Origin of the sequence: Halorubrum salinum, from assembly GCF_024494575.1 — an archaeon.
Taxonomy (GTDB): Archaea; Halobacteriota; Halobacteria; order Halobacteriales; family Haloferacaceae; genus Halorubrum; species Halorubrum salinum.
This window is the reverse complement of the sequence record NZ_JANHDO010000003.1, coordinates 63,266-86,149: the sequence shown is the minus strand read 5'-3', so window position 1 is coordinate 86,149 and position 22,884 is coordinate 63,266. Positions and strand designations below refer to the sequence as shown.

The 22,884-nt window shown below is 68.7% G+C and carries 25 protein-coding genes and 1 tRNA gene; 14 read left to right on the top strand and 12 right to left on the bottom strand.

The window, feature by feature from the left end; all coding sequences use genetic code 11:
- Positions 1-67 precede the first annotated feature (67 nt).
- Together NO930_RS09080 and NO930_RS09075 are read left to right on the top strand one after the other, a co-directional pair.
- On the top strand, positions 68-691 hold the full coding sequence (locus NO930_RS09080; RefSeq protein WP_256403217.1) for an adenylate kinase: 624 nt from the start codon (positions 68-70) through the stop codon (positions 689-691).
- Between the two features lie 101 nt (positions 692-792).
- Positions 793-1,701, top strand: coding sequence for a DUF106 domain-containing protein (locus NO930_RS09075; RefSeq protein ID WP_256403216.1), 909 nt, complete (start codon positions 793-795; stop codon positions 1,699-1,701).
- Positions 1,702-1,788: 87 nt separating this feature from the next.
- Here the strand turns inward: NO930_RS09075 and NO930_RS09070 are convergent, their stop codons facing one another.
- Positions 1,789-2,178, bottom strand: coding sequence for a DUF5830 family protein (locus NO930_RS09070; RefSeq protein ID WP_256403458.1), 390 nt, complete (start codon positions 2,176-2,178; stop codon positions 1,789-1,791).
- Positions 2,179-2,324: 146 nt separating this feature from the next.
- Here NO930_RS09070 and NO930_RS09065 point away from each other — a divergent pair, with 146 nt between their 5' ends.
- From NO930_RS09065 to NO930_RS09030, 8 genes are all read left to right on the top strand, one after another.
- Positions 2,325-3,608 carry a tRNA pseudouridine(54/55) synthase Pus10 gene (locus tag NO930_RS09065; RefSeq protein WP_256403215.1) on the top strand — a complete coding sequence of 428 codons (1,284 nt, stop codon included), beginning with the start codon at positions 2,325-2,327 and terminating at the stop codon, positions 3,606-3,608.
- 51 nt (positions 3,609-3,659) lie between these two features.
- Positions 3,660-4,352: a universal stress protein gene (locus tag NO930_RS09060; RefSeq protein WP_256403214.1), complete on the top strand. Its 693-nt coding sequence runs from the start codon at positions 3,660-3,662 to the stop codon at positions 4,350-4,352.
- 117 nt (positions 4,353-4,469) lie between these two features.
- On the top strand, positions 4,470-5,528 hold the full coding sequence (trpD, locus tag NO930_RS09055) for an anthranilate phosphoribosyltransferase (RefSeq protein WP_256403457.1): 1,059 nt from the start codon (positions 4,470-4,472) through the stop codon (positions 5,526-5,528).
- The gene (locus tag NO930_RS09050; RefSeq protein ID WP_256403213.1) at positions 5,528-6,172 is read left to right on the top strand and encodes a phosphoribosylanthranilate isomerase; all 645 of its coding nucleotides are present in this window, start codon (positions 5,528-5,530) and stop codon (positions 6,170-6,172) included. The genes trpD and NO930_RS09050 overlap by 1 nt, the downstream gene beginning before the upstream one ends.
- Positions 6,169-7,857 (top strand): anthranilate synthase component I, encoded by a 1,689-nt coding sequence (trpE, locus tag NO930_RS09045; RefSeq protein ID WP_256403212.1) that lies wholly within the window; start codon positions 6,169-6,171, stop codon positions 7,855-7,857. Before NO930_RS09050 ends, trpE begins: the two co-directional genes overlap by 4 nt.
- Positions 7,854-8,447 (top strand): anthranilate synthase component II, encoded by a 594-nt coding sequence (trpG, locus tag NO930_RS09040; protein WP_137783661.1) that lies wholly within the window; start codon positions 7,854-7,856, stop codon positions 8,445-8,447. The genes trpE and trpG overlap by 4 nt, the downstream gene beginning before the upstream one ends.
- Positions 8,448-8,586: 139 nt before the next feature.
- A complete protein-coding gene (locus NO930_RS09035) occupies positions 8,587-9,492 on the top strand; it encodes an NOP5/NOP56 family protein (RefSeq protein ID WP_137783660.1) in 906 nt (301 codons plus the stop codon).
- Positions 9,489-10,127, top strand: a complete 639-nt coding sequence (locus NO930_RS09030) for a fibrillarin-like rRNA/tRNA 2'-O-methyltransferase (protein ID WP_137783659.1) — start codon at positions 9,489-9,491, stop codon at positions 10,125-10,127. The genes NO930_RS09035 and NO930_RS09030 overlap by 4 nt, the downstream gene beginning before the upstream one ends.
- A gap of 1 nt (position 10,128) precedes the next feature.
- On the opposite strand, the gene NO930_RS09025 is transcribed toward NO930_RS09030, so the two are convergent.
- Positions 10,129-10,437 (bottom strand): cyclin family protein, encoded by a 309-nt coding sequence (locus tag NO930_RS09025; protein ID WP_137783658.1) that lies wholly within the window; start codon positions 10,435-10,437, stop codon positions 10,129-10,131.
- A gap of 78 nt (positions 10,438-10,515) precedes the next feature.
- On the opposite strand from NO930_RS09025, the gene NO930_RS09020 reads away from it, so the two are divergent.
- The 3 genes from NO930_RS09020 (at position 10,516) to NO930_RS09010 (ending at position 11,919) form a co-directional block, all read left to right on the top strand.
- The gene (locus tag NO930_RS09020) at positions 10,516-11,217 is read left to right on the top strand and encodes an endonuclease III domain-containing protein (protein ID WP_137783657.1); all 702 of its coding nucleotides are present in this window, start codon (positions 10,516-10,518) and stop codon (positions 11,215-11,217) included.
- Entirely contained in the window at positions 11,214-11,774 is a 561-nt protein-coding gene (locus NO930_RS09015; protein WP_256403211.1) for a phosphatase PAP2 family protein, read from the top strand. The genes NO930_RS09020 and NO930_RS09015 overlap by 4 nt, the downstream gene beginning before the upstream one ends.
- 60 nt (positions 11,775-11,834) lie before the next feature.
- Positions 11,835-11,919 (top strand) — tRNA-Leu (locus NO930_RS09010).
- Between the two features lie 578 nt (positions 11,920-12,497).
- On the opposite strand, the gene NO930_RS09005 is transcribed toward NO930_RS09010, so the two are convergent.
- Together NO930_RS09005 and NO930_RS09000 are read right to left on the bottom strand one after the other, a co-directional pair.
- Positions 12,498-12,827 carry a DUF7976 family protein gene (locus tag NO930_RS09005; RefSeq protein WP_137783947.1) on the bottom strand — a complete coding sequence of 110 codons (330 nt, stop codon included), beginning with the start codon at positions 12,825-12,827 and terminating at the stop codon, positions 12,498-12,500.
- Positions 12,824-13,867: an Mrp/NBP35 family ATP-binding protein gene (locus NO930_RS09000; protein WP_137783948.1), complete on the bottom strand. Its 1,044-nt coding sequence runs from the start codon at positions 13,865-13,867 to the stop codon at positions 12,824-12,826. The genes NO930_RS09005 and NO930_RS09000 overlap by 4 nt, the downstream gene beginning before the upstream one ends.
- A 95-nt stretch (positions 13,868-13,962) precedes the next feature.
- On the opposite strand from NO930_RS09000, the gene NO930_RS08995 reads away from it, so the two are divergent.
- Positions 13,963-14,724: a response regulator gene (locus NO930_RS08995; protein ID WP_137783949.1), complete on the top strand. Its 762-nt coding sequence runs from the start codon at positions 13,963-13,965 to the stop codon at positions 14,722-14,724.
- Between the two features lie 45 nt (positions 14,725-14,769).
- On the opposite strand, the gene NO930_RS08990 is transcribed toward NO930_RS08995, so the two are convergent.
- From NO930_RS08990 to pstC, 8 genes are all read right to left on the bottom strand, one after another.
- Positions 14,770-15,462, bottom strand: coding sequence for a type IV pilin domain-containing protein (locus NO930_RS08990; protein WP_256403210.1), 693 nt, complete (start codon positions 15,460-15,462; stop codon positions 14,770-14,772).
- Between the two features lie 96 nt (positions 15,463-15,558).
- Positions 15,559-16,371: an isopentenyl phosphate kinase gene (locus NO930_RS08985; protein WP_256403209.1), complete on the bottom strand. Its 813-nt coding sequence runs from the start codon at positions 16,369-16,371 to the stop codon at positions 15,559-15,561.
- The gene (mvk, locus tag NO930_RS08980) at positions 16,368-17,384 is read right to left on the bottom strand and encodes a mevalonate kinase (RefSeq protein WP_256403208.1); all 1,017 of its coding nucleotides are present in this window, start codon (positions 17,382-17,384) and stop codon (positions 16,368-16,370) included. The genes NO930_RS08985 and mvk overlap by 4 nt, the downstream gene beginning before the upstream one ends.
- 60 nt (positions 17,385-17,444) lie before the next feature.
- Complete coding sequence (locus tag NO930_RS08975; RefSeq protein WP_256403207.1) at positions 17,445-18,491, bottom strand: AbrB/MazE/SpoVT family DNA-binding domain-containing protein; 1,047 nt, start codon at positions 18,489-18,491, stop codon at positions 17,445-17,447.
- A 2-nt stretch (positions 18,492-18,493) separates the two neighbouring features.
- The gene (gene phoU, locus NO930_RS08970) at positions 18,494-19,165 is read right to left on the bottom strand and encodes a phosphate signaling complex protein PhoU (RefSeq protein ID WP_256403206.1); all 672 of its coding nucleotides are present in this window, start codon (positions 19,163-19,165) and stop codon (positions 18,494-18,496) included.
- Positions 19,166-19,169: 4 nt separating this feature from the next.
- Positions 19,170-20,087 (bottom strand): phosphate ABC transporter ATP-binding protein PstB, encoded by a 918-nt coding sequence (pstB, locus tag NO930_RS08965; protein WP_256403205.1) that lies wholly within the window; start codon positions 20,085-20,087, stop codon positions 19,170-19,172.
- Between the two features lie 5 nt (positions 20,088-20,092).
- A complete protein-coding gene (gene pstA / locus NO930_RS08960) occupies positions 20,093-21,721 on the bottom strand; it encodes a phosphate ABC transporter permease PstA (protein ID WP_256403204.1) in 1,629 nt (542 codons plus the stop codon).
- Positions 21,721-22,854, bottom strand: a complete 1,134-nt coding sequence (pstC, locus tag NO930_RS08955; RefSeq protein ID WP_256403203.1) for a phosphate ABC transporter permease subunit PstC — start codon at positions 22,852-22,854, stop codon at positions 21,721-21,723. Before pstC ends, pstA begins: the two co-directional genes overlap by 1 nt.
- Positions 22,855-22,884: the final 30 nt, after the last annotated feature.

The window sequence follows — 22,884 nt, the reverse complement described above, 5'->3', positions numbered from 1 at the left end:
ACTCCTCGCCGGCGGGACCGAGGCGGGATCTTCAACGCTTTTACGTCAGGCGAGCGAGCGCCCCGGTATGAGTCACCGAATCCTTCTGCTGGGTGCACCGGGTGCCGGAAAGGGGACGCAGAGCGCGAAGCTCGCCGACGAGTACGGCGTCGAGCACGTCACGACGGGCGACGCGCTCCGCGCGAACAAGGACATGGAGACGGAGTACGGCACGCCGCGCTCGTTCATGGAGGCCGGCGAACTCGTCCCCGATCCGGTCGTCAACGAGATCGTCGAGGCCGCGCTCGCCGACGCCGACGGGTTCGTCCTCGACGGCTACCCGCGCAACCTCGATCAGGCCGAGTACCTCTCCGAGATCACGGATCTCGACGCCGTCATCCTCCTCGACGTCGACGACGAGGTGCTCGTCGATCGGCTCACCGGTCGCCGGGTCTGTGACGACTGCGGCGCGAACTTCCACGTCGACTTCCAGCCGCCGGAAGAGCCGGGCGTCTGCGACGAGTGCGGCGGCGACCTGATCCAGCGCGACGACGACACCGAGGAGACCGCCCGCGAGCGGCTGGGCGTCTTCTACGAGAACACCGAGCCCGTCATCGAGCACTTCCGCGACGAGGGCGACCTCGTCGAGGTCGACGGCGAGGCGGCCCCGGACGAGGTCTTCGACCGAATCCGCGACGTGCTCGACGAGTAGCGACGGCCGCGCGAGATCGCCGCGATGACCGCGCGAGATCGTCGAGACGGCCGCCGCCGATCCTACAAGGTTCTTAACAGTCGGCCGCTAACCGGCCGGTAATGAGCAAGGTCGAACGGAGAGTCCGCTCGCTCGTCAGCGGGGACAGCGAGATGCGGGACGCGATCGAGGTCGTCCTCGACCGCGCCACCGACGGCGAGGTCCAGTGGATCGACGTCCGCGACGAGATCACGAGCGGACAGTGGGGTCGGCTCATCGAAAAGGAGATCCTCGTCGACGGCGAGACCGGGTTCGCGCTGGCCGACCCGGACGCCATCGAATCGGGGCTCGAAGACGACGGCGGCGACGGCGCGTCCGGCGGCGACGCCGAGACGCCGGAGACGACGTCGTGGACGAAGTGGGACAAGATCGCTGGCGTCGCGACGATCGGTGCCTTCGTCGGCTACGCGGTCAACCCGGTCCGGAACGCGATCGCCGGCGCGATCGACGTCGTGCTCGGTCCGCTCCTGAACATCGTCCCGTTCTACGTCGTGGTGATGGTGATCGCGCTCGCGACCGGCCTGTACTCCACGCTGTTGCGCGCGGGGCTCATGGATATGGAGAAGATGAGCGCGTACCAAGACCGGATGAAAGAGATCCAGGAGCGGCGCAAGGACGCGAAAGAGCGCGACGACCAGGCCGAACTCGACGCCATCCAAGAGGAGCAGATGGACGCGATGGGCGACCAGCTCGGCATGTTCAAAGAGCAGTTCCGCCCGATGGTGTGGATCATGTTCCTCACGATCCCGGCGTTCCTCTGGATGTTCTGGGTGATCGGCTACCGCGGCTCGGACGCCGCGTACCCGGCGGTCGCCGCGCAGGAGATGATCGTCCCGATCGCCGGCACCGTCACGTGGGACACGGGGATCGTCGGCCCGATCCAGATGTGGATCCTCTGGTATTTCCTGTGTTCGATGGCGTTCACCCAGCTCGTCCAGAAGAGCCTCAACATCCAGATGTCGCCGTCGTAGTCGGGAAGACACGCTCTCGACGCGGCGTGACCCGAACGCGCTTTTTCCGACCCGTCGTCAGATCACTGCTCGTCAGCCGATCCCTCACTACTCGTCAGCCGACTCCTCACGCCCGGTCACCTTCCGGATGCACGAGGAGCCGAACGGCCCGAGTTCGCCGGCGTCCAAGCGCACGAAGTGGCCGGTGGTGAGCCCCGAGCCGCAGCGGCGACACTCGAAGGAGCCCTCCCGGGTCACCACCTGCGTCTCGTAGTTCACGTGGGTGCCGCCGCGCTCGACGCGGAGGCGGGCACCGTCGCGGTCGATGACGCCGCGTTTCTCGGCGGTGTCGAGGATCTCTCGGGTGAGCGCGGGGCTCGTGGTCACCGTCTCGATCCGGTCGATCGCCTCCGGGAGCGTCAGCTCCTCGCGTTCGAGGTGTGCGAGAAGCTCCACGCCGAGTTCGACCGTCTCGGTGCGCGTCGACGGCGCGGTCACAGCCGCCACCACGACGGCGAGCCTCTTAACTTCCACACTGTCGGCCCCCATCGTCCCGAGAGTGGTGCTGTCGCGGGCGCGTCGTCCGAGCCGTCAGCCGATCGAAGTCCCGTAAGACAGTTATCGGGTGGGACGCTGGAGTTCGTATGGACGTACTCGACGTCGCGGCGCGAGCGGCCGAGACCGGCCCGGTCTGTGACGCCTGCCTCGGCCGGCTCGTCGCTGAGCGGAGCTTCGGGTTATCGAACGCCGAGCGGGGGTCCGCGCTGCGCACCGCGCTGGCGCTGCGCGACGACGAGGACTACGAGCCGGTCGAGACGGTCGACTGCTGGGTCTGTGAAGGTCGGTGCGGGGAGTTCGACGCGTGGGCCGAACGCGCGGCCGACGCGGTCGGCGACGCCGAGTTCGAGACGTACAACGTCGGGACGCGGACGCCGCCGCTGATCGAGGAGAACGAGGCGCTGCTCCGCGAGGAGGCCGGCCTCGACGCCGACGCGGGCGAGCCGTTCAAATCGGAGTTCAACCGCGAGGTCGGCAAGCGCGTGGGTCGCCTCACGGACACGGAGGTCTCCTTCGACCGCCCCGACGTGCAGTTCACGATCGATCTGGCCGAGGACGCGGTCGACGCGAAGGTGAACTCGACGTTCGTCTACGGTCGGTACCGGAAGCTGGAGCGCGACATCCCGCAGACCGAGTGGCCGTGTCGAGAGTGTAGCGGCTCCGGCCGGCAGGGCGCGGACCCGTGTGACCACTGCGGCGGCTCGGGATACCTCTACGACGACAGCGTGGAGGAGTACACGGCACTGGTCGTCGAGGACGTGATGGACGGGACGGAGGCGACGTTCCACGGCGCGGGCCGCGAGGACGTCGACGCGCTCATGCTCGGGACGGGCCGGCCGTTCGTGATCGAGGTGGAGGAGCCGCGTCGCCGGCGCGTCGACACCGATCGGCTCCAGTCGGACATCAACGCGTTCGCCGACGGGGCCGTCGAGGTCGAGGGGCTCACGCTCGCGACGTACGACATGGTCGAGCGCGTGAAGGAACACGACGCCTCGAAGCGCTACCGGGCGCAGGTCGCCTTCGACGCCGACGTCGACGCCGACGCCCTCGCGGACGCGGTCGAGAGTCTGGAGGGGACGACGGTCGAGCAGTACACGCCGAACCGGGTCGACCACCGGCGGGCGGGGCTCACCCGCGAGCGCGACGTGTACGAGGCGAGCGCGGACCTCGACGACCCGCGACACGCGACCGTGGAGATCCACGGGGCCGGCGGGCTCTACATCAAGGAGCTGATATCGGGAGACGAGGGGCGGACGGAGCCGAGCCTCTCCGGACTCTTGGGCGTCGGTGCCGACGTCACCGCGCTCGACGTCGTGGCCGTCGAAGGCGAGGAAGAGCCGTTCGAGGACGAGGCGTTCTTCCGCGAGTGACGAGCCGGCGGACCGCCGGGATTTATCCGACGCGCGTCAGACGTCCCGCGCATGAACGGGCGCGACGCCGACGGCGGAGCCGCGGACGACGCGGCCGTCGAAGCGGCCGGTGCGACCCCGGACCCCGGCGAACCGATCGTCGAACGAGCCGTCAGGGAGGCGGCCGAGGTGACCCCGACCGCGACGCACGCCCGGATCGAGGGGGTAGATCGGTTCAATCGAGGGGACAGAGTCGCCTCGATCCTCGTCGCGGTCGGTCCGGGACCGCACTCGGGCGCGACGGTCGACTTCGCCCGGTCGGTCGCCGAAGCGGCCGACGCGTGGCTCGACCTGTTCCACGTCGTCCCCGAGGACGCACCGACGTCGGAGAGCGACGAGTCCGTCCCTCGGGACGCTGACCCCGCGGCCGACACCGCCGGCGAAGCGACGACCGACACGACGACGAGCGACGACGACCCGGCAACCGGTGACGGTCCGACGACCGGTGACGACTTGCTCTCGGCCGCGTGCGACCGCGTCGACGACTTCGAGCGCGTCGACCGGTGGCTGGTCGAAGACCAGCGGGCGGCGGACGCGATAGTCGAGCAGTCGCCGTACTACGACCTCGTCGTCGTCGGCGAGACGACGACGGGAACGGTCGGGCGGTTCGTGTTCGGCTCGACGACCGACGCCGTGGTCGACGAGGCGGCGGTCCCGGTCGTCGTCGTCGAGGCGGACGGGCCGACACCGATCGTCGGCGACTGACCGGTTGGCCCCGGCGGCCGTGCTTGCGACATCGACGCACGGACAGCGGCGGCGACAGCGTTAAATTAGTGTACATACTTGTACATCACAACGCGGAATACTACATTGGTGAACACGATGAATCTCAACGAGACGGTCGAACGCGTGACCGAGGGAGAAGACCTGACGGTCGAACAGGCGCGAGAGGCCGCGAGCCTCGTCTTCGAGGAGGCGACGGAGGCGCAGATCGGTGCCCTTCTGGCTGCGCTTCGAGCGAAGGGGGAAACGGAGGCCGAGATCGCCGGCTTCGCACAGGGTATGCGCGACGCCGCGCGGACGATCGACCCCGATCGAGCACCGCTCGTCGACACCTGCGGGACCGGCGGGGACGACTACAACACGATCAACGTCTCGACGACGGCGGCTATCGTCGCCGCGGGCGCCGGCGTTCCGATCGCCAAGCACGGCAACTACTCGGTGTCGTCGTCCTCAGGGAGCGCGGACGTGCTGGAGGTCGCGGGGGCCGACATCGAGGCCGAACCGCCCGCGGTCGAAGCCGCAATCGAGCGAGACGGGATCGGGTTCATGCTCGCGCCCGTGTTCCACCCGGCGATGAAGGCCGTCATCGGCCCGCGGAAGGAGCTCGGCATGCGGACGATATTCAACGTGCTGGGCCCCCTGACGAACCCCGCCGGTGCCGAAGCGCAGGTGCTCGGCGTCTACGACCCCGACCTGGTCGGGACGATCGCCCGATCGCTCGCGCACATGCCGGTCGAGCGTGCGCTCGTCGTCCACGGCGACGGCATGGACGAGATCGGCATCCACGGCGAGACGGTCGCCGCCGAGGTCGACGGCGAGGACGTGCGGGAGTTCACGATCGAGCCCGCCGACCTCGGACTCGAACGCGCCCCGATCGAGGCGGTCGCGGGCGGGACGCCCGAGGAGAACGCCGCGGACCTCCGCGGGATCGTCGAGGGAACGGTGACGGGGCCGAAACGGGACCTCGTGCTCGCGAACGCCGGCGCGGCGATCTACGTCGCGGGCGAGGCCGAGTCGCTCGACGCCGGCGGCGAGCGCGCCGCCGACGCGATCGACTCCGGCGGGGCCGCGACGAAGTTCGCGGCGCTCTGTGGCGACGATTCGGCGACGGACGGGGCCAGCGGGGATACGGCGTCTCCGGCCTCGGAGGACGACTGATGGCTCGGGTGAAGGTCTGCGGGCTCGCCCGCGACGCCGACCTCCGGGCGGCGATCGACGCCGGAGCCGACGCGGTCGGCGTCATCACCGAGGTGCCCGTCGACTCCCCCCGAGAGGTGGAGCCCGCCGCGGCGGCAGACCTCCTCGCGGACGTGCCGCCGTTCGTGACGGCGACGCTCGTCACGATGCCGGACTCCGCCGAACGCGTCGTCGAACTCGTCCGGACGATCGGTCCCGACGCGGTTCAGATCCACGGCGAGTGGACGCCCGACGAGATCCGGTACATCCGCGCGGAGACCCAGCGGAAGGTGCTCCTCGCCGTCGACGCCGCGGAGCCGGGGCGCGCGGAGGAACTCGACGCGGTCGCCGACGCGCTCGTGCTCGATTCGACGGACGAGTCGGGCGCGGGCGGAACCGGCGAGACGCACGACTGGACGCGCGCCGGAGAACTCGCCGACCGGCTCACCTCGCCCGTCGTCCTCGCGGGCGGGCTGACGCCCGACACCGTCGCGGAAGCGATCCGAGCCGCCGACCCGTTCGCTGTCGACGTGGCCTCCGGCGTCGAACTGGAGGGCGGCCGGAAGGACCACAACGCGGTCGCCCGCTTCGTCGCGAACGCGGGTCGGGAGATGGAGCTAGCATGAGCGACTCGACGCCTCTCGACACCGACAGGGAGACGTTCGTCGACCTCGCGAGCGACGCCGACGCCGAGGGACCGGTCGTCGTGCGCGTCGCCGCGTCGCTCGACGCGGACGTCACGCCGCTCGCGGCGTACGCGACGCTGGTCGGCGACAGCCCGTACGGGTTCTTGCTCGAATCCGGCGAGAAGGTCGCGTCGAGCGACCCCGACGGCGCGTTCACCGCGGGCGGAAAGGCGGACAAACACGCCCGCTACTCGTTCGTCGGCTACGACCCGGAGGCCATCGTCTCCGTCCACCCCGACCGAACCGAAGTGACCGAGCTCGGACCGGCCGCGTCGTTCGTCGGAGGCGCGGACGGCGGAGATGTCGACGGCGAAACGGGCGGCGGCGGGACCGCCGCGGCGGGAGCGACCGACCTCGGCCCCGCCGAGGGAGACGCGATCGACCGGATCCGGGCGGCGTTTCCGGACGTGCGCCTCCGCGGCTTTCCCGACACCGACCGGCAGATACTCTCCGGGGGGTTCGTCGGCTTCCTCGCGTACGAGGCCGTCTACGACCTCTGGTTGGACGAGGTCGGCGTCGACCGCCCCGAGACCGAGTTCCCGGACGCCGAGTTCGCGCTCACGACCCGGACGGTCGTCTTCGACGAGGTGGAGGGGACGGTCGAACTCGTCTTCACGCCCGTGGTCGGCGGGGACGACGACCCGGAGGCGGTGTACGACGACCTCGTCGCCGAGGCCGAGCGCGTCGCCGACGAACTGCGGGCGGCGTCTCAGCCCGACCCCGACGGCGTTCGCGTCGAGTCCGAGTCGGCCGGCGCGCAGGCCGACTACGAGGCGGCCGTCAGAACGGCGAAACAGCACGTCCTCGACGGCGACATCTACCAGGGCGTCATCTCGCGGAGCCGCGAGCTTCGCGGCGAGGTCGATTCGCTGGGGCTGTACGCGGCGCTGCGCGAGGTGAACCCCTCGCCGTACATGTACGTGCTGCGCCACGACGACCGCAGCATCGTCGGCGCGAGCCCCGAGACGCTGGTGTCGGTCCGGGGCGACCGCGTCGTCTCGAATCCGATCGCCGGCACCTGTCCGCGCGGGACGAGCCCCGTCGAGGACCGCCGACTCGCGGGCGAGATGCTCGCGGACGCGAAAGAGCGCGCGGAACACACGATGTTGGTCGACCTCGCGCGCAACGACGTGCGCCGCGTCTCGGAGCCCGGCTCGGTCCGCGTCGAGGAGTTCATGAACGTGCTGAAGTACAGCCACGTCCAGCACATCGAGTCGACGGTGACGGGCACCCTCGCGGACGACGCGGACGCCTTCGACGCGACGCGCGCGACGTTTCCCGCCGGCACGCTCACGGGCGCGCCGAAGGTGCGGGCGATGGAGATCATAGAGGAGCTCGAAACGACTCCCCGCGAGGCGTACGGCGGCGGCGTCGGGTACTACGCGTGGAGCGGTGACGCCGACTTCGCGATCGTGATCCGGACGGCGACGCTGGAGGACGCGGGCGAGGAATCGGTCGTGACCGTCCGGGCCGGCGCGGGACTCGTGGCCGACTCCGATCCAACCGCCGAGTACGAGGAGACCGAACAGAAGATGGACGGCGTGTTGGCCGCGATCGACCGCATTCGGGAGGGCGACTCGCCCGAGATCGACCCGCTCGCCCCCGGCACGGAGGTCGACGAATGAAGGTCGTCGTGATCGACAACTTCGACTCGTTCACCTACAACCTCGTCGAGTACGTCTCCGACCAACCCGACGACGACGAAGCGATCGAGATCGAGGTGTTCAAAAACACCGCGTCGCTCGCCGACGTCGAGGGAGCAGAGCCCGACGCGATCCTCATCAGCCCCGGTCCCGGCCACCCGAAGAACGAACGCGACGTGGGCGTCACTGCGGAGGTTCTGCGGGAGCTGTCTCCCACGGTACCCACGCTCGGCGTCTGTCTCGGCCTCGAAGCCGCCGTCTACGAGTACGGTGGCGTGGTGGGACACGCGCCGGAACCGATCCACGGGAAGGCGTTCCCCGTCGACCACGACGGCGAGGGCGTCTTCGAAGGACTCGATCAGGAGTTCCGCGCCGGGCGGTACCACTCGCTCGCCGCGGTCGAGGTGCCGGACGTCTTCGAGGTGACCGCGACGACCGATCACGACGGTGAGTCCATCGTGATGGGCGTCCGACACCGCGAGCACCCGATCGAGGCGGTGCAGTTCCACCCGGAGAGCGTGCTCACCCCGTCTGGCCACGACCTCATCGCGAACTTCCTCGCGTCGGTCTGAGGCGGGTGTGCTGAGGGCGTGTCGTCTCGAAAGAGCGTCGGCGGGAACCTGACCTGACACCCTCGTTTATCCGGGCAGCGAACGCGCTCCGGCCGCCACACCGGGACGCATATACGATTTCGGCCGCAGGGTTCGGAGTATGAGCAACGACACGGCGGGGGCGGGCTGGTTCGAGACCGGACCGCCCGACGACCGCGACGCGGCGCGGAACGCTATCGATAGCGGCGACGCAGACGGGCCGGAAGACTGGCCCGCCCGCGCCGTCGACTCCGGCTTCGCAGAAGACGAGTCGGCGTACTACGACGCCCTTCACGATGCCACCCTCCACGCCACGCGCGAGGCCGTCGAAGAGCGAGAGCGAGCGGACGATCAGCAGTTGATACACGGCGTTCGGGCGATGGACGACTGCGAGCGCACCGCGAACGAGCTGGCCGAACGCGCGATCGAGTGGGCTGGCAGCCTGTTCGACGACGTGGAGCCCGGGATCGAGGGCGCACGCGAGGTTGCCGAGCGCGAGCCGACCGGAGAGATAGAAGAGCGAGCGGTCTCGCTCGCGGCGCGCGCGGCCGACGTGAGCGACGAGCGCGACGCGATCGCGGCGACGATCGAGCGGGTCGCGCCGGCGGTCGCGCCGAACCTCGCGGAGATGGCCGGACCGGAGCTCGCGGCGCGGCTGATCGCGCTCGCGGGGGGACTGGAGTCGCTGGCGAAAAAGCCGTCGGGCACCGTGCAGGTGCTCGGTGCCGAGGACGCGCTGTTCGCGCACCTCTCCGGGCGCGCCCCGTCCCCGAAACACGGCATCATCTACACCCACGAGTACGTCCGCGGCACGCGACCCGAAGACCGCGGGTCGGCCGCGCGAGCGCTCGCGGGGAAACTGACGCTCGCGGCTCGGGCGGACCACTACGCGGGCGAGCGCCGCGAGACGCTCCACGACGACCTCCGCGAGCGGATGGCGACGATCCGCGGGCGCGCCGACGGTCCGAACGGAGGGGACGGCTCCGAAGGGGCGACCGACGGAGACGAGTCGGAGGGGAGCCGATGACCGAACCGACGCTCCCGGACGGGGTCGAGCGCCGCGAGATGGACGGCGAGAACCGGCTCGCGACCCGCGGCGAGCCGGTGTACGGCGAGCCGACCGCCGGCGGCTGGCGGGCCTGGGACCCCCGACGGTCGAAGCTCGGCGGCATGCTCGAACTCGGCTTCGACACCGGGCTCTGCGGCGGCGAGACCGTCCTCTATCTCGGCGCCGCGAGCGGGACGACGGTTAGCCACGTCGCGGACTTCGCGGGACCGACCTACGCCGTCGAGTTCGCGCCGCGACCGGTGCGCGACCTCCTCGACGCCGCAGAGCCCCGCGACCGGCTGTTCCCGCTCCTCAAGGACGCCCGGAAGCCGCAGACGTACGCGCACGTCGTGGAGGCCGACGTGGACGTGATCGTACAGGACGTGGCGACCCGAGGGCAGGCGACGGTCGCAGTTCGCAACGCGCAGTTCCTCGCGGACGACGGGCGGCTACTGCTCGCGATCAAAGCGCGCAGCGAGGACGTGACCGCCGCACCCGACGAGGTCTTCAGCGAGGCACTGGATCGGCTCCGTGACGCCTACGACGTACTGGAGACGCGGCGGCTCGACCGGTTCCACGAGGACCACCTCGGCGTCGTCGCGACGCCGAAGTAGCTCACCACGTCGGCGGCGTGAAGCCGGCGTCCTTCAGGATCGGTTTCCAGCGCTTCTGAACCGAGAGCCGCGAGACGTCCATCGCGTCGGCGACGGCGGACTGCGAACGCTCCTGACCGCGGATCAGCGCGGCGGCGTAGAGACTGCCGGCGGCTGTGACGCGTTTCCCTCGCTCGTCGTCGGGCGCTCTGGAGAGGAAGAGGTCGGTCGCGGTCGAGAGCGCTTCCTCGTCGAGTTCGAGGGTCGTACAGGCGTCGTCGAGCCGGTCGATCCAGGCCGCGTTGTCGACGCGCTCGCTCGCGCGATACATACCCGGAGTACGCGGCGTGAGGTACATAAGTGCCCGCGTGGCCGCCGCGCTCAAGTCGACCCCGTTCGTAAGAACCCTATGCCGACGCAAGCGTGGACGGAATCACGGGTTCGCGCGCTCCACGACGACCTCGTGGACCAGTACGAGCCCGTCGATCGAGAGGCCGAACACGGCGCGGACCCGACCGCGGATCCCGGCGAAGGAGTCAGACAGCTGGTGACGACGATCCTCTCACAGAACGTCGCTGACGAGAACACGACCCGCGCGTCTGCGGCGCTTTTCGACCGCTACACGGACTTCGCCGCGATCGAGGCGGCGGATCACGACGAGCTGGCCGAGACGATCCGCGTCGCCGGCCTCGCCGACCAGAAGGCAGCTCGCATCCAGCGAGCGCTGGCCGCGGTCCGCGAGGAGACGGGCGGTGCGTACTCGCTGGCGTTTCTCGACGCCATGGAGACCGAGGAGGCGAAGGCGTGGTTGACAGAGATCAAGGGGGTCGGACCGAAGACCGCGAGCGTCGTGTTGAACTTCCACTTCGGCAAGCCGACGATGGCGGTCGACACCCACGTCGAGCGCGTCTCGAAGCGGTTCGGGCTGATTCCCGAATCGGCCTCGAACTCGGCCGCCCACGACCGGCTCGACGAGCTGGTTCCCGACGACCTGATCTACCCGCTTCACGTGCTGTTGATCCGCCACGGTCGAGAGCGCTGTTCGGCCCGCGACGCCGACTGCGCGAACCCGGTATGTGAGACGTACTGCGACTGCGAGTTCTGTCCGTGAACGACCTGCTGAGCTACGTTCGGTGGATCGACCTGCGCGCCGCCGAGTTCGTCACCGCGATACGGACGCCGGCGCTCACGGAGGCGATGACGTCGATGACGGGCCTCGGGTCGGTCACGGCGGGCGTCGTGCTCGTCGGACTGTTCCACCTCGCCGGGTGGCGCGAGGAGTTCCGCACGAGCGTGGTGGCGCTGTCGATGCTCGGCGTCGTGGTCTGGGGACTGATGTCGGTCGTCGAGCGTCCGTTCCCGTCGAATCCGGTCTGCGTGACCGAGGGGTCCTCGGGCACGACGAGCTCGTTCCCGTCGGGTCACGCGGCCGCCGTGACCGCGTACGCGATGGTGGCTCGCACCTCCGAGGAGCTGCCGTTCGCGGCCACGGCCGCGCTCGCGGCGCTGATCGCGTTCTCGCGGATCTACCTCGGCACGCACTACCTCTCTGACACCGTCTTCGGGGTCGGACTCGGGATCGCGGCGGTGTTGGTCGCCGAGCGGATTCTCGATCGGATCGACGTCGACGTGCTGGTGGATAGGCTGCCGTTCGACGCGAACCGCTGATCGGCGGCCCCGAGTCCGGAGCGACAGCTATTTTTGGGCCACCCGGGTACGATAGCTCGCGCGCGGGTTGCCGAGCCAGGCCAAAGGCGTAGCGCTTAGGACGCTATCCCGTAGGGGTCCGCCGGTTCGAATCCGGTCCCGCGCACTGAGCGACGGAGCACAAGGGCAGAGCGAGAGCAGGAGCGGATTCGAAGCAGGGAACGGAGTGAAGCGGAGTGACTGAGGTTCGAATCCGGTCCCGCGCGTGCAACGGGTTCTGCGAGAAGGGCTCTGTTGAAATCCTCAACAGGCGGTACGTTTTGAGCCCGCGTGGCCGGTACAGAGTACGCGATCGTCGACCGAAGATACTTAATCGAGATAGAAATATCTACAACAGTGGAACAAAATCCATTCACCTATCTGAAGGGAGTTGGGTTGGTTCTCGCTCTGTTTTTAGCTCTCTATCCAGCGATCCTCATCGTTCAATTACTGACGAACACAGTGACCGAGTCCATTGTCCAAATACTGGTTCTCTTGGCCCTGTCCAGTATCGCGTGGTTCTGGATAATTCGTCTGTATCGGGCGTATCGGTCCGTTGGGTTGACAATGAAATCCTCCGAATGACAGCGGGACGTACTATCTTGGTGGTCGGTTCGCAGTCTTCAGCGAGCAGCTGTTTCAGACGGTGATATCTCTGAAGAGTAGGAACTCACAGAGGCGAGTGAAGCGAACGGAACGAAGCGCTCACCGCTCGATCCCGCCCTGCGCTTTGATCTGCATGATGTGACGGACGTTGAGGTAAATCTCTTCGGGCGACGTCTGCTCGTCGGTGTCGTACAGGTCCGACACTCGATAGAGGATCGCCGAGAGCTGTTTGCTCTCGGAACTGTCGGATCGGACGTCGTCGGCGACGGTGCGGAGGAACGCTCGGACCTCGGCGTCGTCCGCGAACTCGTCGGACGCCGCGTCCGCCGCCGCGGCCTCGGGAACGACCGGATCGACGCCCGCGGCGTCGAGCGGATCTGCGGGATCGTCGTTCCGTCCGTCTCCGTCGATATTGTCTTCCCCGGTCATCGCTTCTCGGACGCCTTCCGGCGGCGGACGACCCCGGCGTTGTTCGCGACGTTCTCGACTATCAGTTTGAACGCGTCGGCGGTTTCGCCGTCGTCGAGCACGACCGGATCGCCGTCGTCGCCGCCGGTGCGGACCGCGGGATCGAGGGGGACGCCGCCGAGGAACGGGAGGTCGTGTTCGGTCGCGAGGGCCTTCCCGCCGCCGGAGCCGAATATCTCGTGGAAGCCGCCGCAGTCGGGACACCTGAAGCCGGCCATGTTCTCCGCGACGCCGAGCACGTTCGTGTCGTGTTTGCCGAACATCCGCAGCCCCTTCACCGCGTCGTCGAGCGCGACCTCCTGTGGAGTCGTGACGATCACGGCCCCGGTGAGCGGGAGCGTCTGGAGGATGGTGAGTTGCGTGTCGCCGGTGCCGGGCGGCAGGTCCATCACGAGGTAGTCGAGTTCGCCCCACTCGACGTCTTCGACGAGCTGCGTGATGATCTTGTGGACCATCGGGCCGCGCCAGATGACGGGGTCGTCCTCGCCGGTGAGAAAGTCCATGCTCATCAGTTTCACGCCGAACTTCTCGGGCGGGACGATCGTCTCTCCGTCCGTCTGCGGGCGCTCCTCGGCGGAGACCATCCGCGGGACGTTCGGTCCGTACACGTCGGCATCAAAGAGCCCGACGCGCGCGCCGATCTCCGAGAGTCCCGCGGCGATGTTGACGGCCATCGTCGACTTCCCGACGCCGCCCTTCCCGGAGGCGACCGCGATCACGTTCTGGACGCCCGGGAGGACCTGATCGTCCGTCGAGAGATCGTCCGGAATCGACGCGGAGAGTTCGACCTCGAAGGACGCGTCGGCGAGCGCGTCTCGCACGTCGCCCGCGATCTCGGACTCGTGTGGCGAGAAGGGTGCACCGAGCGCCAACGACACGCGGACGACGGCCGCTTCGGCGTCGACGTCGATGTCGTTCACCAAGCCGAGAGAGACGATGTCGTCGCCGAGATCGGGGTCCTGCACGGTCGCAAGGCGCTCTCGCACGTCCGCTTCGTTCATGTCCGAACGGAGGGTGGTGGGTCGAATAAGGGTTCGGTACGGTGGCCGATAATTCGAGACAAGCGTTTATTGTCCGGCTCGATACAGGCTCACACATGCTCAAGCGAGTGAGGTCGGACGAAGCGATAGACGTCCTCCACGTCGAAGACGACACCGCGTTCGCAGACCTCACCGCGTCGTATCTCGATCGCCTCGGTTCGGGGTTCGACCACGAGTCGGTGCGGACGGTCGCCGACGCAAACCGCCGGTTCGACGAGGGGTCGTTCGACGCCGTCGTTTCCGATTACGACCTTCCCGACGGGACGGGAATCGGTTTTCTCGAAGACGTGCGCGAGAGCGATCCCGAGTTTCCGTTCGTGCTTTTCACCGGAAAGGGAAGCGAAGAGGTTGCGAGCGAAGCGATCTCTGCGGGGGTCACGGACTACCTGCAGAAGCGGGGCGGAACGAACCAGTACGAGGTGCTCGTCAACCGGATACGTAACACCGTCGACCGTCACCGGCTGATGAAACACGTCGATCGGAGCATCGCCGCGCTGGAGGCGGCGAGCGAACCCATCGCAATCTTGGGCTCTGAGGGAGAGTACCTGTTCGCCAACGAGCCGTACGCGTCAGTGTACGGCGTCGGTGCCGCCGAGCTGGTGGGCACCCACTGGGAGGAGTTCTACCCCGAAAGCGAGATCGAGCGTTTCACCGACACGGTCTTGCCGCGCGTGGCCGCCGACGGTCACTGGAGCGGCGAGGCGACGGTCGAGACGACGGAGGGACATCGCGTCCGCGAGACCCTCTCGTTGACCCACACGACCGACGGCGGCCACGTGTGTATCATTCGAAAGACAGACCGGATCACCGATTCGTAGCGCGGGCTCGCCGTCCCGCTCGGCGGTCGGCGAGACGCGACGCTATCACGGCCACCATCCCCGCCAATCCCACCAGCCGCCGTCCCCGTCATCACCGTCGTCTTCTTCGCCGTCATTGTCATCAGCATCGCCGTCGCGGTCGTCACCACTGGCGTCGTCACCACCACCGGTCAGCCATTCCCACCACCACGGATAGCCGTCGTCGCTGTCGTCGCTGTCGTCATCCCCGTCGTCCTCGTCGTCTCCGCCGTCGCCGGTTTCGTCACTCTCGTCGTCCTCGTCGCCGGTCTCGTCTTCGTCTCCCCCGTCGTCCTCGTCACCGGTCTCGTCCTCGTCGGACGGTGTCACGGTCGCCCGACAGATCACCGACTGCTCGGTGACGACCAGCACCTCCGTCTGGGATCCGACCGGTCCGAGCCTCGCGGACTCGCCGGTCTCGAAGGTGGTATCACCGTCTCCGTCGTCGACGGCGAAACCGACACGCGATTCGCCAGAGGCGTTTCGGAACACCACGTCGAGGGCCGATTCGTCGACGGGATCACCGCCGGTCTGGGTCACCACGACCGCGTCGTCGACGTACTCGATCTCGCAGTCGACGAAGTGCTCGGACGACTCGGGAGCCTGTGTGAGCGTGTAGAGACCGTATCCACCGACGAGCGTCGCACCCACGACTACGAGACCGAGGAGTAGAATGGATCCGACGATCGAGGACTGTCCGCGGTTCGGTAGGTCGGTCATTGACGCTGTCACACAGAACACGCACTGCGCTGTCGAGGGGTCCGCGGTCCCGCGGCATATACTGTTTCCCCCAGGTATCAGCGACGATATCGGGAGCTACGGCCGACCCGTCCCGCCGTCGATCCGCGTACCGGCGTCCTCGCCCCGCAGGAACGCCGCGAGTCCGTCGGCACCGAACACCTGTGCCGGCGCGTCGAGAGCGAGCAGTTCGCGGACCTTTCCCGCCATCCCGCCGGAGACGTCCGTCTCGTCACTCGCGCCGAGCGCGTCCGCGACCGGATCGAACGCGTCGATCGCGTCGATCACGTCGCCGTCTGCGTCGAGAACCCCGGAGACCGTCGAACAAACGCCGACGCGCTCCGCCCCGAGCGCGTCGGCCAGTTCGACGACCAGTTCGTCGCCCGAGACGACGGTCACGCCCGCGCCGGCGGTCGCGACGCCGTCGCCGTGGAGGACGGGAACGAACTCCTCGTCGAGCAGGGTCGCCGTCGAGCCGATCGGCAGGTCCAGATCCCCGCCCGCGCCGTCCGGGCGGGAAGAGACCGAGAGGGGGTGGACCGGAACGGCCGGCACGTCGCGGTCGTGAAGCCGAGAGAGGACGTGTCGGTTCAGCGTCGTCATCGCGCCGTGGACGTCCATCACCGCCGTTACGTCGCTCGTGCCGGCGGTCGTCGAGACGCCGTGCTCGCTCGCGTGGTGGTGGCCGAAGCTACCGCCGCCGTGGACGACCACGAGACGGGAGACGGATCCGGCGTCGCGGGCCGCGGCGATCGCGTCGCAGGCCGCGTCGAGCGCGGCCGTATCGAGGGTTTCGGGACGACCTTTCTCCGTGATCAGGCTCCCGCCGAGCTTGAGCACGACGGGCGACGTCGACGCGTCGGAGTTCGGGACCGCCGAATCGCCCGTCACGGCTCCACCACCCGGACTCCCTCCGTCGCGAGCGCCGCCCGAAACGTCTCCTCACAGCCCTGCGTGAACGAGAGCGCGGTCTCCGTCTCGTCGCTCGGGTCGAGTGCGACGATACAGCCGCCGCCGCCCGCACCGGTGAGCTTCGCGCCGTGTGCGCCCGCGTCCCGAGCGGCCCACACCATCGTGTCGAGCGAGCGCGCGGAGACGCCGAGGGCGGCCAGAAGGCCGTGGTTGAAGTCCATCAGATCACCGAGTTCGGAGAGGAGGGCCGCCGAAGGAGCCTCGCCCGGCTCGGCGTCGGCGAGCAGGTCTTCGCCGGTCCGGACCACGTCGCCGATCGCGGTGACCGTGTCGGCGGCGAACGCGTACTCGTCCCTGAGCTGGCCGACGCCGGCCACGAGCTCACCCGTGTCGCCCGCCCCGCCGTCGAAACCGACGACGAACGGGAGGTTGGGTGCGTCTATCGGGTCGCAGTCGTCGCCTTCCACTCGCACCGCACCGCCCATCGTCGAACAGAACGTGTCGGCCCGGGAGGCCTGCCCGTCCTGCACCTCGTGTTCGGCGCGATAGGCCCTGTCGGCCAGCTCCCGTGGGTCGAGCGGTTCACCGAGCGCGCGGGTCGCCGCGTCGATTCCGGCGACGACCACGGCCGCGGAGGAACCCAGTCCGGCCCCGAGCGGGATGTCGCTCTCGACGGTGATGTCGAACCCGGCCTCGGGCGCGTTCGCCGCGTCGCGGGCCTGACGGACCGCGGCGTCGACGTAGCCCATAGCGGCCTCGACGAGCGGGGTGGGCACGTCGACGTCCGGTCGATCGTCGGTCCCGCCGGCGTACTCCACGGTGAACCCGTCGAGAGAGAGGTCCTCGGCCTCGACGCGGACGTGGTCGTCGTCGCGGAGCTCCGCGCTCACGGTCGCCCGGCGTTCGATCGCCGCGGGGACGGCCGGCTCGCCGTACACCACGGCGTGTTCGCCGAAGAGGTACACCTTCCCCGGCGCGTCACAGACGGTCATACGAACCTCCTCTCTCCGCGTGCTTACAGGCGTTGCGCTTGGCCGTCCCCACTCTCGACGCTACCTGCTCGGCTGCTCCGGTCGCCGGCCGGAGATCGGTTCCCCGCGCCGGATTGCGCGACGTATCCCGACCTCCGCGACGTTGCCGCCACACTCCGCGGTCCGCCGCAGCCGACGCGAGACGCATCGAAGCTCCGCGACGTCTGCGGCGTCTGCGTCGGCCCCCGCCAGGTCCCGATCGAACGCGTCGAGCCGCTCGCGGGTCCCGTCGAGGTCGTCGAGCGCACGCCGGGCGGCGCCGACGCCGGCGTCGTCGAGGACCACGCTCACGCCGTCGGACACGATGTCGCGAGCAGCGCGGCCAATCTCTCGACACGACTCCAGCCGAGGCTCGGACGTCGGCGCGTCCAACCGCTCCGCGGCGGCACAGATCTCCGCGGCGGCCTCGCGGACGCGTATCAGCTCGCGCATCGCGGTCCACGCCTCGAAAAGCTCCGACCGGCTCGTCCCGAGCGCGTCGACCTCGGCTAGATCGGCCGTTCCGCGGGTAACGGATCGCTCGATCATCGCCGACAGCCGATCGGCCTGCTCGTCCCGGGAGTCGAACGTCGACTTCCCTCCCGCTGCGTCTGCACTCGCGAGGGCCTCGACCGCGTCGCGGTGCATCGAGCGCACGACGAACCCGAGCTGGCGGACCGACTGGCCGACCGAGACCTCCTCGGAGTTCAACAGCATGCGCACGGTCGTGTCTGTGTCCGACTCTTCGGTCACGGACATCCCGATCCGGCCCCGTGCGACGCGGTCCACGACGCGTCGTCGCTCCGCGGAGAACGATCTGTCCCGTTCGAGAATGACTTCCCGCACACCGGCGGTGTACGCCGCGTGCAGCGTACGTTCGATCGCCGTCGCGTCTCCGGCCTCGATCCGGACTGCCACCGTCGCGCCGTCATCGGTCCGGTCGCGCGTCTGTACCGCGAGCACCCCGTCGATGTGCTCGTGGAGCGTCACAGTGTCGCCGGCATCGACGCCCTGCGACTCGGCCCACTCCTTCGGGAGCGAGACGGTGTACGTTCCGTTTCCGACCGTCTGGACCTTGCGCGTTTCCATGGTCAGTATATCAGCTCCGGGTCGCTTTCGACCATGTACAGCGTCCGTGCCGCGATGTTCACGGCGTGGTCCGCGACCCGTTCTAAGTCCCTGATCGTCAACAGTACCCGAGAGACGTCGTCCAACAGTCGCTCGACTGTCCACGAGTCGTCGTCACCCTGCGCTATCAGCTCTCGAGTGACACCCTCGCTGGCGCGCTGACAGAGCGCGTCGACCTCGTCGTCGTCCGCCGCGATCGCCCGACACGCGTCGGCGGCTTCCGACTCGTACGCCGCGAGGCTCCGTTCGAGCAGCGACTTCGCAGCCTCGCCGATCGCGTCGATCTCCGGCGCCTCCGGAGCCGCTCGGCTCTCGGCCCGCGAGTAGTTCGCGAGGTTGACCGCGAGGTCACCGATCCGCTCGAGGTCGGTGATGATCTTGAACGAGGCGGTGACGAACCGGAGATCGCTCGCGACGGGCTGCTGGAGCGCGAACAGGTCGACGCATCGGTCCTCCAGCCGCAGGTACGTCTCGTTTATCTCGTCGTCGCCGTCGGCGACCGCCCGGGCCAGCGACCGGTCGCCGGCCTCGACGGCGTCGAGGCTCTCGTCAAGCCGCTCGGTCACCAGCTCGCCCATCGTGAGCACCTCGGCCCGGAGCTCGTCGAGCGACTCCTGATAGCGTTCCCGTGGCATGCGGTTACCCGAACTTCCCCGTGATGTAGTCTTCGACGCGCTCGCTGTGCGGGTTCTCGAACACCTGGTCGGTGTCGCCGTACTCGACCAGCTCGCCGCCGGTGAGGAACACGGCGGTCTGGTCCGAGATGCGCGCCGCCTGCTGCATGTTGTGCGTGACGATGACGACCGTGTACTCCTCCGCGAGGTCGTCGATCAGGTCCTCGATCTTCGCGGTGGCGATCGGATCGAGCGCGGACGCCGGCTCGTCCATCAGGATGACCTCGGGGTCGACGGAGAGACAGCGGGCGATACAGAGCCGCTGCTGTTGCCCGCCCGAGAGCCCGAGCGCGTTGTCGTCGAGCCGGTCACTCACCTCGTCCCAGAGGGCGGCGTCGCGGAGACACCGCTCGACGAGCTCGTCGCGCTCGTCGGCGTCGCTCCGGTTCAGCAGGCGGGCGAGGAGGCCCGTTTCGAGGTCGCCGTGCTTCTTCGGCCCGTAGGCGATGTTCTCGCGGATCGTCTTGGGGAATGGGTTCGGCGACTGGAACACCATCCCGACCCGCTTCCGGAGCTCCACGAGGTTGACGCCGTCCTGGTAGATCTCTCGGCCGTCGAGCCTCACCGAGCCGTCGATCCGGGCGGAGCTAACCCGGTCGTTCATCCGGTTGAGACTCCGGAGATACGTCGACTTCCCGCAGCCGGAGGGACCAATCAGGGCGGTGACGCTCTTCTCGGGGATCTCCATCGAGACGCCCTTCAGGGCATGATCGTCGCCGTAGTGGACATCGAGGTCCTCGACGGCTATCTTCGTCTCTCCCCGGAACTCGTAGTCGGTCCACTCGTCGCGGGTCTGCTCGACGGTCTCGCCGGTCGTCGTGGTGGGCGAGGGGTCGGCGTCTGGCTGTGCGGTCTGCGTCTGTTGGGTGGTTTTCTCGCTCATTGTGATCAAGTGTGCTTGAGCCGCCGCCGGAAGTAGTAGCGCGTCGCGATCCCGATCGCGTAGAAGGAGAGGACGACGACGAGCAGCACCAGCGCCGTCGCCCACCGGAACTCGTCCGCGTTGCCGACGTTGCTGCTGGCACCGACGCCGGCCGAGATGAGGGCGTACAGCTGGTAGGGGAGCGCCGACGTGGCCTCCAGAAGGGCCGGGTTGGCGACGAACGGCGGCGCGGACGTGAACTGGAAGCTCCCGAGGACATCGACCGTCTGCGAGCCGGGAACGAACGTCCCGCCGGCCATCGTCAGCAGGATCGGCGCCGTCTCGCCGGCGATCCGACCGACGCCGAGGATGACGCCGGTGACGACGCCCGGCAGCGCCGCCGGGAGAACAACGCTCCGGATCGTCTGCCACTTCGACACCCCGAGCGCGGCGCTCGCGTCGCGGTACTCGTCGGGGACCGAGAGCATCGCCTCGCGGGAAGTGATCACCACGAGCGGGAGGAGCATGAACCCGAGCGTGACCATCCCGGAAAGGAGCGACTTCCCGTTGCCGAACCGCGGGATGAGGAAGGCGAACCCGAACAGCCCGAAGACGATACTGGGGGTACTCCATAACCCGTTGGTCGCGATCTCGACGACCTGCGTGAACCGACCGCGGTCCGCGTACTCGGTGAGGAAGAGGGCCGCGCCGACGCCGAGCGGGACCGCCAGCACGACGGCGCCGAGGACGAGCCAGACCGTTCCGACGATCGCTGGCAACACGCCCTGGAAGTCGTTGAAGAGGGCGACGCCGTTCATCACGAACGGGACGGACACCGGTAGCGTGACCGAGACGCCGAGGATCGTCGTCTGCGGCCCGGAGCCGAGGCCGAGTTCGACGCCGTTCAACAGCCCGGGAATCCCCTGAACGACCACGAAGGCGACGAGGATGAACAGGAAGGCGACGATCGAGAGCGCGTTCAGGTACACGAGGACGTACGCGCCCATGTGCCGACCGCGGGCGCCGAAGCCGCCGTACGCCTTCGCCGAGGCCCAGCCCCCGTACAGCGCGCTGAAAAGCGTCGCCACCGGGATGAGGAACTCCGCGGTGATTGCGGCCTGCTGGGCCCAGTCCAGCTCCCACACCCACGCCGGCCCGATAACGCCGGTGAGGAAGACGAGCCCCGTCAGCGCGAGGAGGCTCCCGAGCGGGAGCGTCGATCCGACGTCCTCGCGCGGGAGGACGGTGAGCGCGAACGCGACGCCGCCGACGGCCATCCCGGCGACGACACCGACGGCCGTCCCGAGGGCGAGCGTCTGGCTCGCAACGCTCCCGCCGACAACGATCCACGGAACGGCGGCGCCGAAGCCAGCGACGAGCCCGGCGCTCGGGTCGGGGTCGGTCTCGACGTACCCCAACCGCGACCCGGCCCCGAAGGCGACCACCGCGACGCCGAGCGCGGTCAGGAGCCCGCCGAGCAGCGTCACGGTCGGTAGCCCAAGCAGCGACCCGGTGAGACTGACTCGCTCGAACATCGCCGCGACGGAGAGCGAGAAAAGGACCGCGGAGAGCCCGACAGCCACGCCGGCAACGGCGTCCGTCTCCGTGGTCTCCGACTCGACCAGCTTGGCGTCCGTCTGGCTCGCGTCAGCCATCAGATCTCACCCCCGAGCCGCTTGTGCATCCGCCATTCGATGTACTGCGCGCCGACGGAGATGACGAGAACGGTGATGAACAGGATCACGCCCGCGACGAACAGCGCGTCCATCTGGAGCCCGTCCGCCTCGCCGTAGTTCCGCGCGATGATCGACGTCAGCGTCTCCTGTCCGTAGAAGACGTTGACGAGCGGCTCCGTCAGCCGCGGCACGCCGCGGAGCATCACCGTGGCGGCCATCGTCTCGCCGATGGCGCGACCGACGCCGAGCAGAACCGCCGCGGAGACGCCGGAGAACGCGGCCGGCAGCGTGATCGAAGTCATCGTCTGCCAGTCCGTCGTCCCCATCGCCAACGAGCCGCTCTTCATCGACTCCGGGACGCTGCTCAGGGCGTCTTCGGCCACGGAGACGACGGTCGGGAGCGCCATCAGCCCGACGACGATGCCGACGAACAGGTACGACCCCTGCCCGGTCGTCCGGAACTGGTCGGAAGCCCACGGGCCGAGCACGGTGAACCCGATGAACCCGTAGACGATCGAGGGGATCCCGGCGAGGATCTCGACGCCGGGCTTGACGACCTCGCGGACGGTCGCGGGGGCGATCTCCGAGAGGAAGAGCGCCGCGGAGACGCCGAGGGGCGCGGCGACGGCCGACGCGATGAGCGTGACCATCACCGTCCCGTGGATCATCGGCACCATCGAGTACCGGATCGGCGGCGAGACGGCGTCCCACTCAGGCTGGATGAACATCCGGATCCCCGGGACCGTGATCCCGAACACCGTCGCGCTCTCGTACCGGATCACCGGGATCGACTCCCGGAAGATGAACACGATGATCAGGCCGAGGATGAGGATCGTCGACACCGTCATCATCAGCGCGATCGTGTACGCGGTCTCCTCCTGATACCGGAACCAGCCGATCCCCGCGGCGGCGAGGAAGACGGAGAAGGGAACGATGGTGAGGTCGGAGACGGCGAGGAACCCGACGAGCGTGGCCAGAAGCGACAGCGTCATCGCGGAGATGATCGCCAGCGCGGGGGGTTCCGTCTCGTCGGCGAACTCCATGACCCGTCTGAGCTGCGCGCCGAGCGCGTCGATCACCCGGCCGCCGAGAGCGTCTGTTACAGTTGGCATCTGTCTGTTATCGAGAGCATTCGCGTGTTG

Bases quoted from the DNA above. Each gene is read 5' to 3' on its own strand.
- NO930_RS09020 (WP_137783657.1), top strand. From the start codon at position 10,516: ATGCCGACGCAAGCGTGGACGGAATCACGGGTTCGCGCGCTCCACGAC.
- NO930_RS09075 (WP_256403216.1), top strand. From the start codon at position 793: ATGAGCAAGGTCGAACGGAGAGTCCGCTCGCTCGTCAGCGGGGACAGC.
- NO930_RS09005 (WP_137783947.1), bottom strand. From the start codon at position 12,827: ATGACCGGGGAAGACAATATCGACGGAGACGGACGGAACGACGATCCC.
- NO930_RS09080 (WP_256403217.1), top strand. From the start codon at position 68: ATGAGTCACCGAATCCTTCTGCTGGGTGCACCGGGTGCCGGAAAGGGG.
- mvk (WP_256403208.1), bottom strand. From the start codon at position 17,384: ATGACCGTCTGTGACGCGCCGGGGAAGGTGTACCTCTTCGGCGAACAC.
- NO930_RS09060 (WP_256403214.1), top strand. From the start codon at position 3,660: ATGAACGGGCGCGACGCCGACGGCGGAGCCGCGGACGACGCGGCCGTC.
- phoU (WP_256403206.1), bottom strand. From the start codon at position 19,165: ATGCCACGGGAACGCTATCAGGAGTCGCTCGACGAGCTCCGGGCCGAG.
- trpE (WP_256403212.1), top strand. From the start codon at position 6,169: ATGAGCGACTCGACGCCTCTCGACACCGACAGGGAGACGTTCGTCGAC.
- pstA (WP_256403204.1), bottom strand. From the start codon at position 21,721: ATGGCTGACGCGAGCCAGACGGACGCCAAGCTGGTCGAGTCGGAGACC.
- NO930_RS09000 (WP_137783948.1), bottom strand. From the start codon at position 13,867: ATGAACGAAGCGGACGTGCGAGAGCGCCTTGCGACCGTGCAGGACCCC.
- NO930_RS09030 (WP_137783659.1), top strand. From the start codon at position 9,489: ATGACCGAACCGACGCTCCCGGACGGGGTCGAGCGCCGCGAGATGGAC.
- NO930_RS09035 (WP_137783660.1), top strand. From the start codon at position 8,587: ATGAGCAACGACACGGCGGGGGCGGGCTGGTTCGAGACCGGACCGCCC.
- NO930_RS08995 (WP_137783949.1), top strand. From the start codon at position 13,963: ATGCTCAAGCGAGTGAGGTCGGACGAAGCGATAGACGTCCTCCACGTC.
- NO930_RS08975 (WP_256403207.1), bottom strand. From the start codon at position 18,491: ATGGAAACGCGCAAGGTCCAGACGGTCGGAAACGGAACGTACACCGTC.
- trpG (WP_137783661.1), top strand. From the start codon at position 7,854: ATGAAGGTCGTCGTGATCGACAACTTCGACTCGTTCACCTACAACCTC.
- pstC (WP_256403203.1), bottom strand. From the start codon at position 22,854: ATGCCAACTGTAACAGACGCTCTCGGCGGCCGGGTGATCGACGCGCTC.
- NO930_RS09050 (WP_256403213.1), top strand. From the start codon at position 5,528: ATGGCTCGGGTGAAGGTCTGCGGGCTCGCCCGCGACGCCGACCTCCGG.
- NO930_RS08990 (WP_256403210.1), bottom strand. From the start codon at position 15,462: ATGACCGACCTACCGAACCGCGGACAGTCCTCGATCGTCGGATCCATT.
- NO930_RS09065 (WP_256403215.1), top strand. From the start codon at position 2,325: ATGGACGTACTCGACGTCGCGGCGCGAGCGGCCGAGACCGGCCCGGTC.
- trpD (WP_256403457.1), top strand. From the start codon at position 4,470: ATGAATCTCAACGAGACGGTCGAACGCGTGACCGAGGGAGAAGACCTG.
- pstB (WP_256403205.1), bottom strand. From the start codon at position 20,087: ATGAGCGAGAAAACCACCCAACAGACGCAGACCGCACAGCCAGACGCC.
- NO930_RS09025 (WP_137783658.1), bottom strand. From the start codon at position 10,437: ATGTATCGCGCGAGCGAGCGCGTCGACAACGCGGCCTGGATCGACCGG.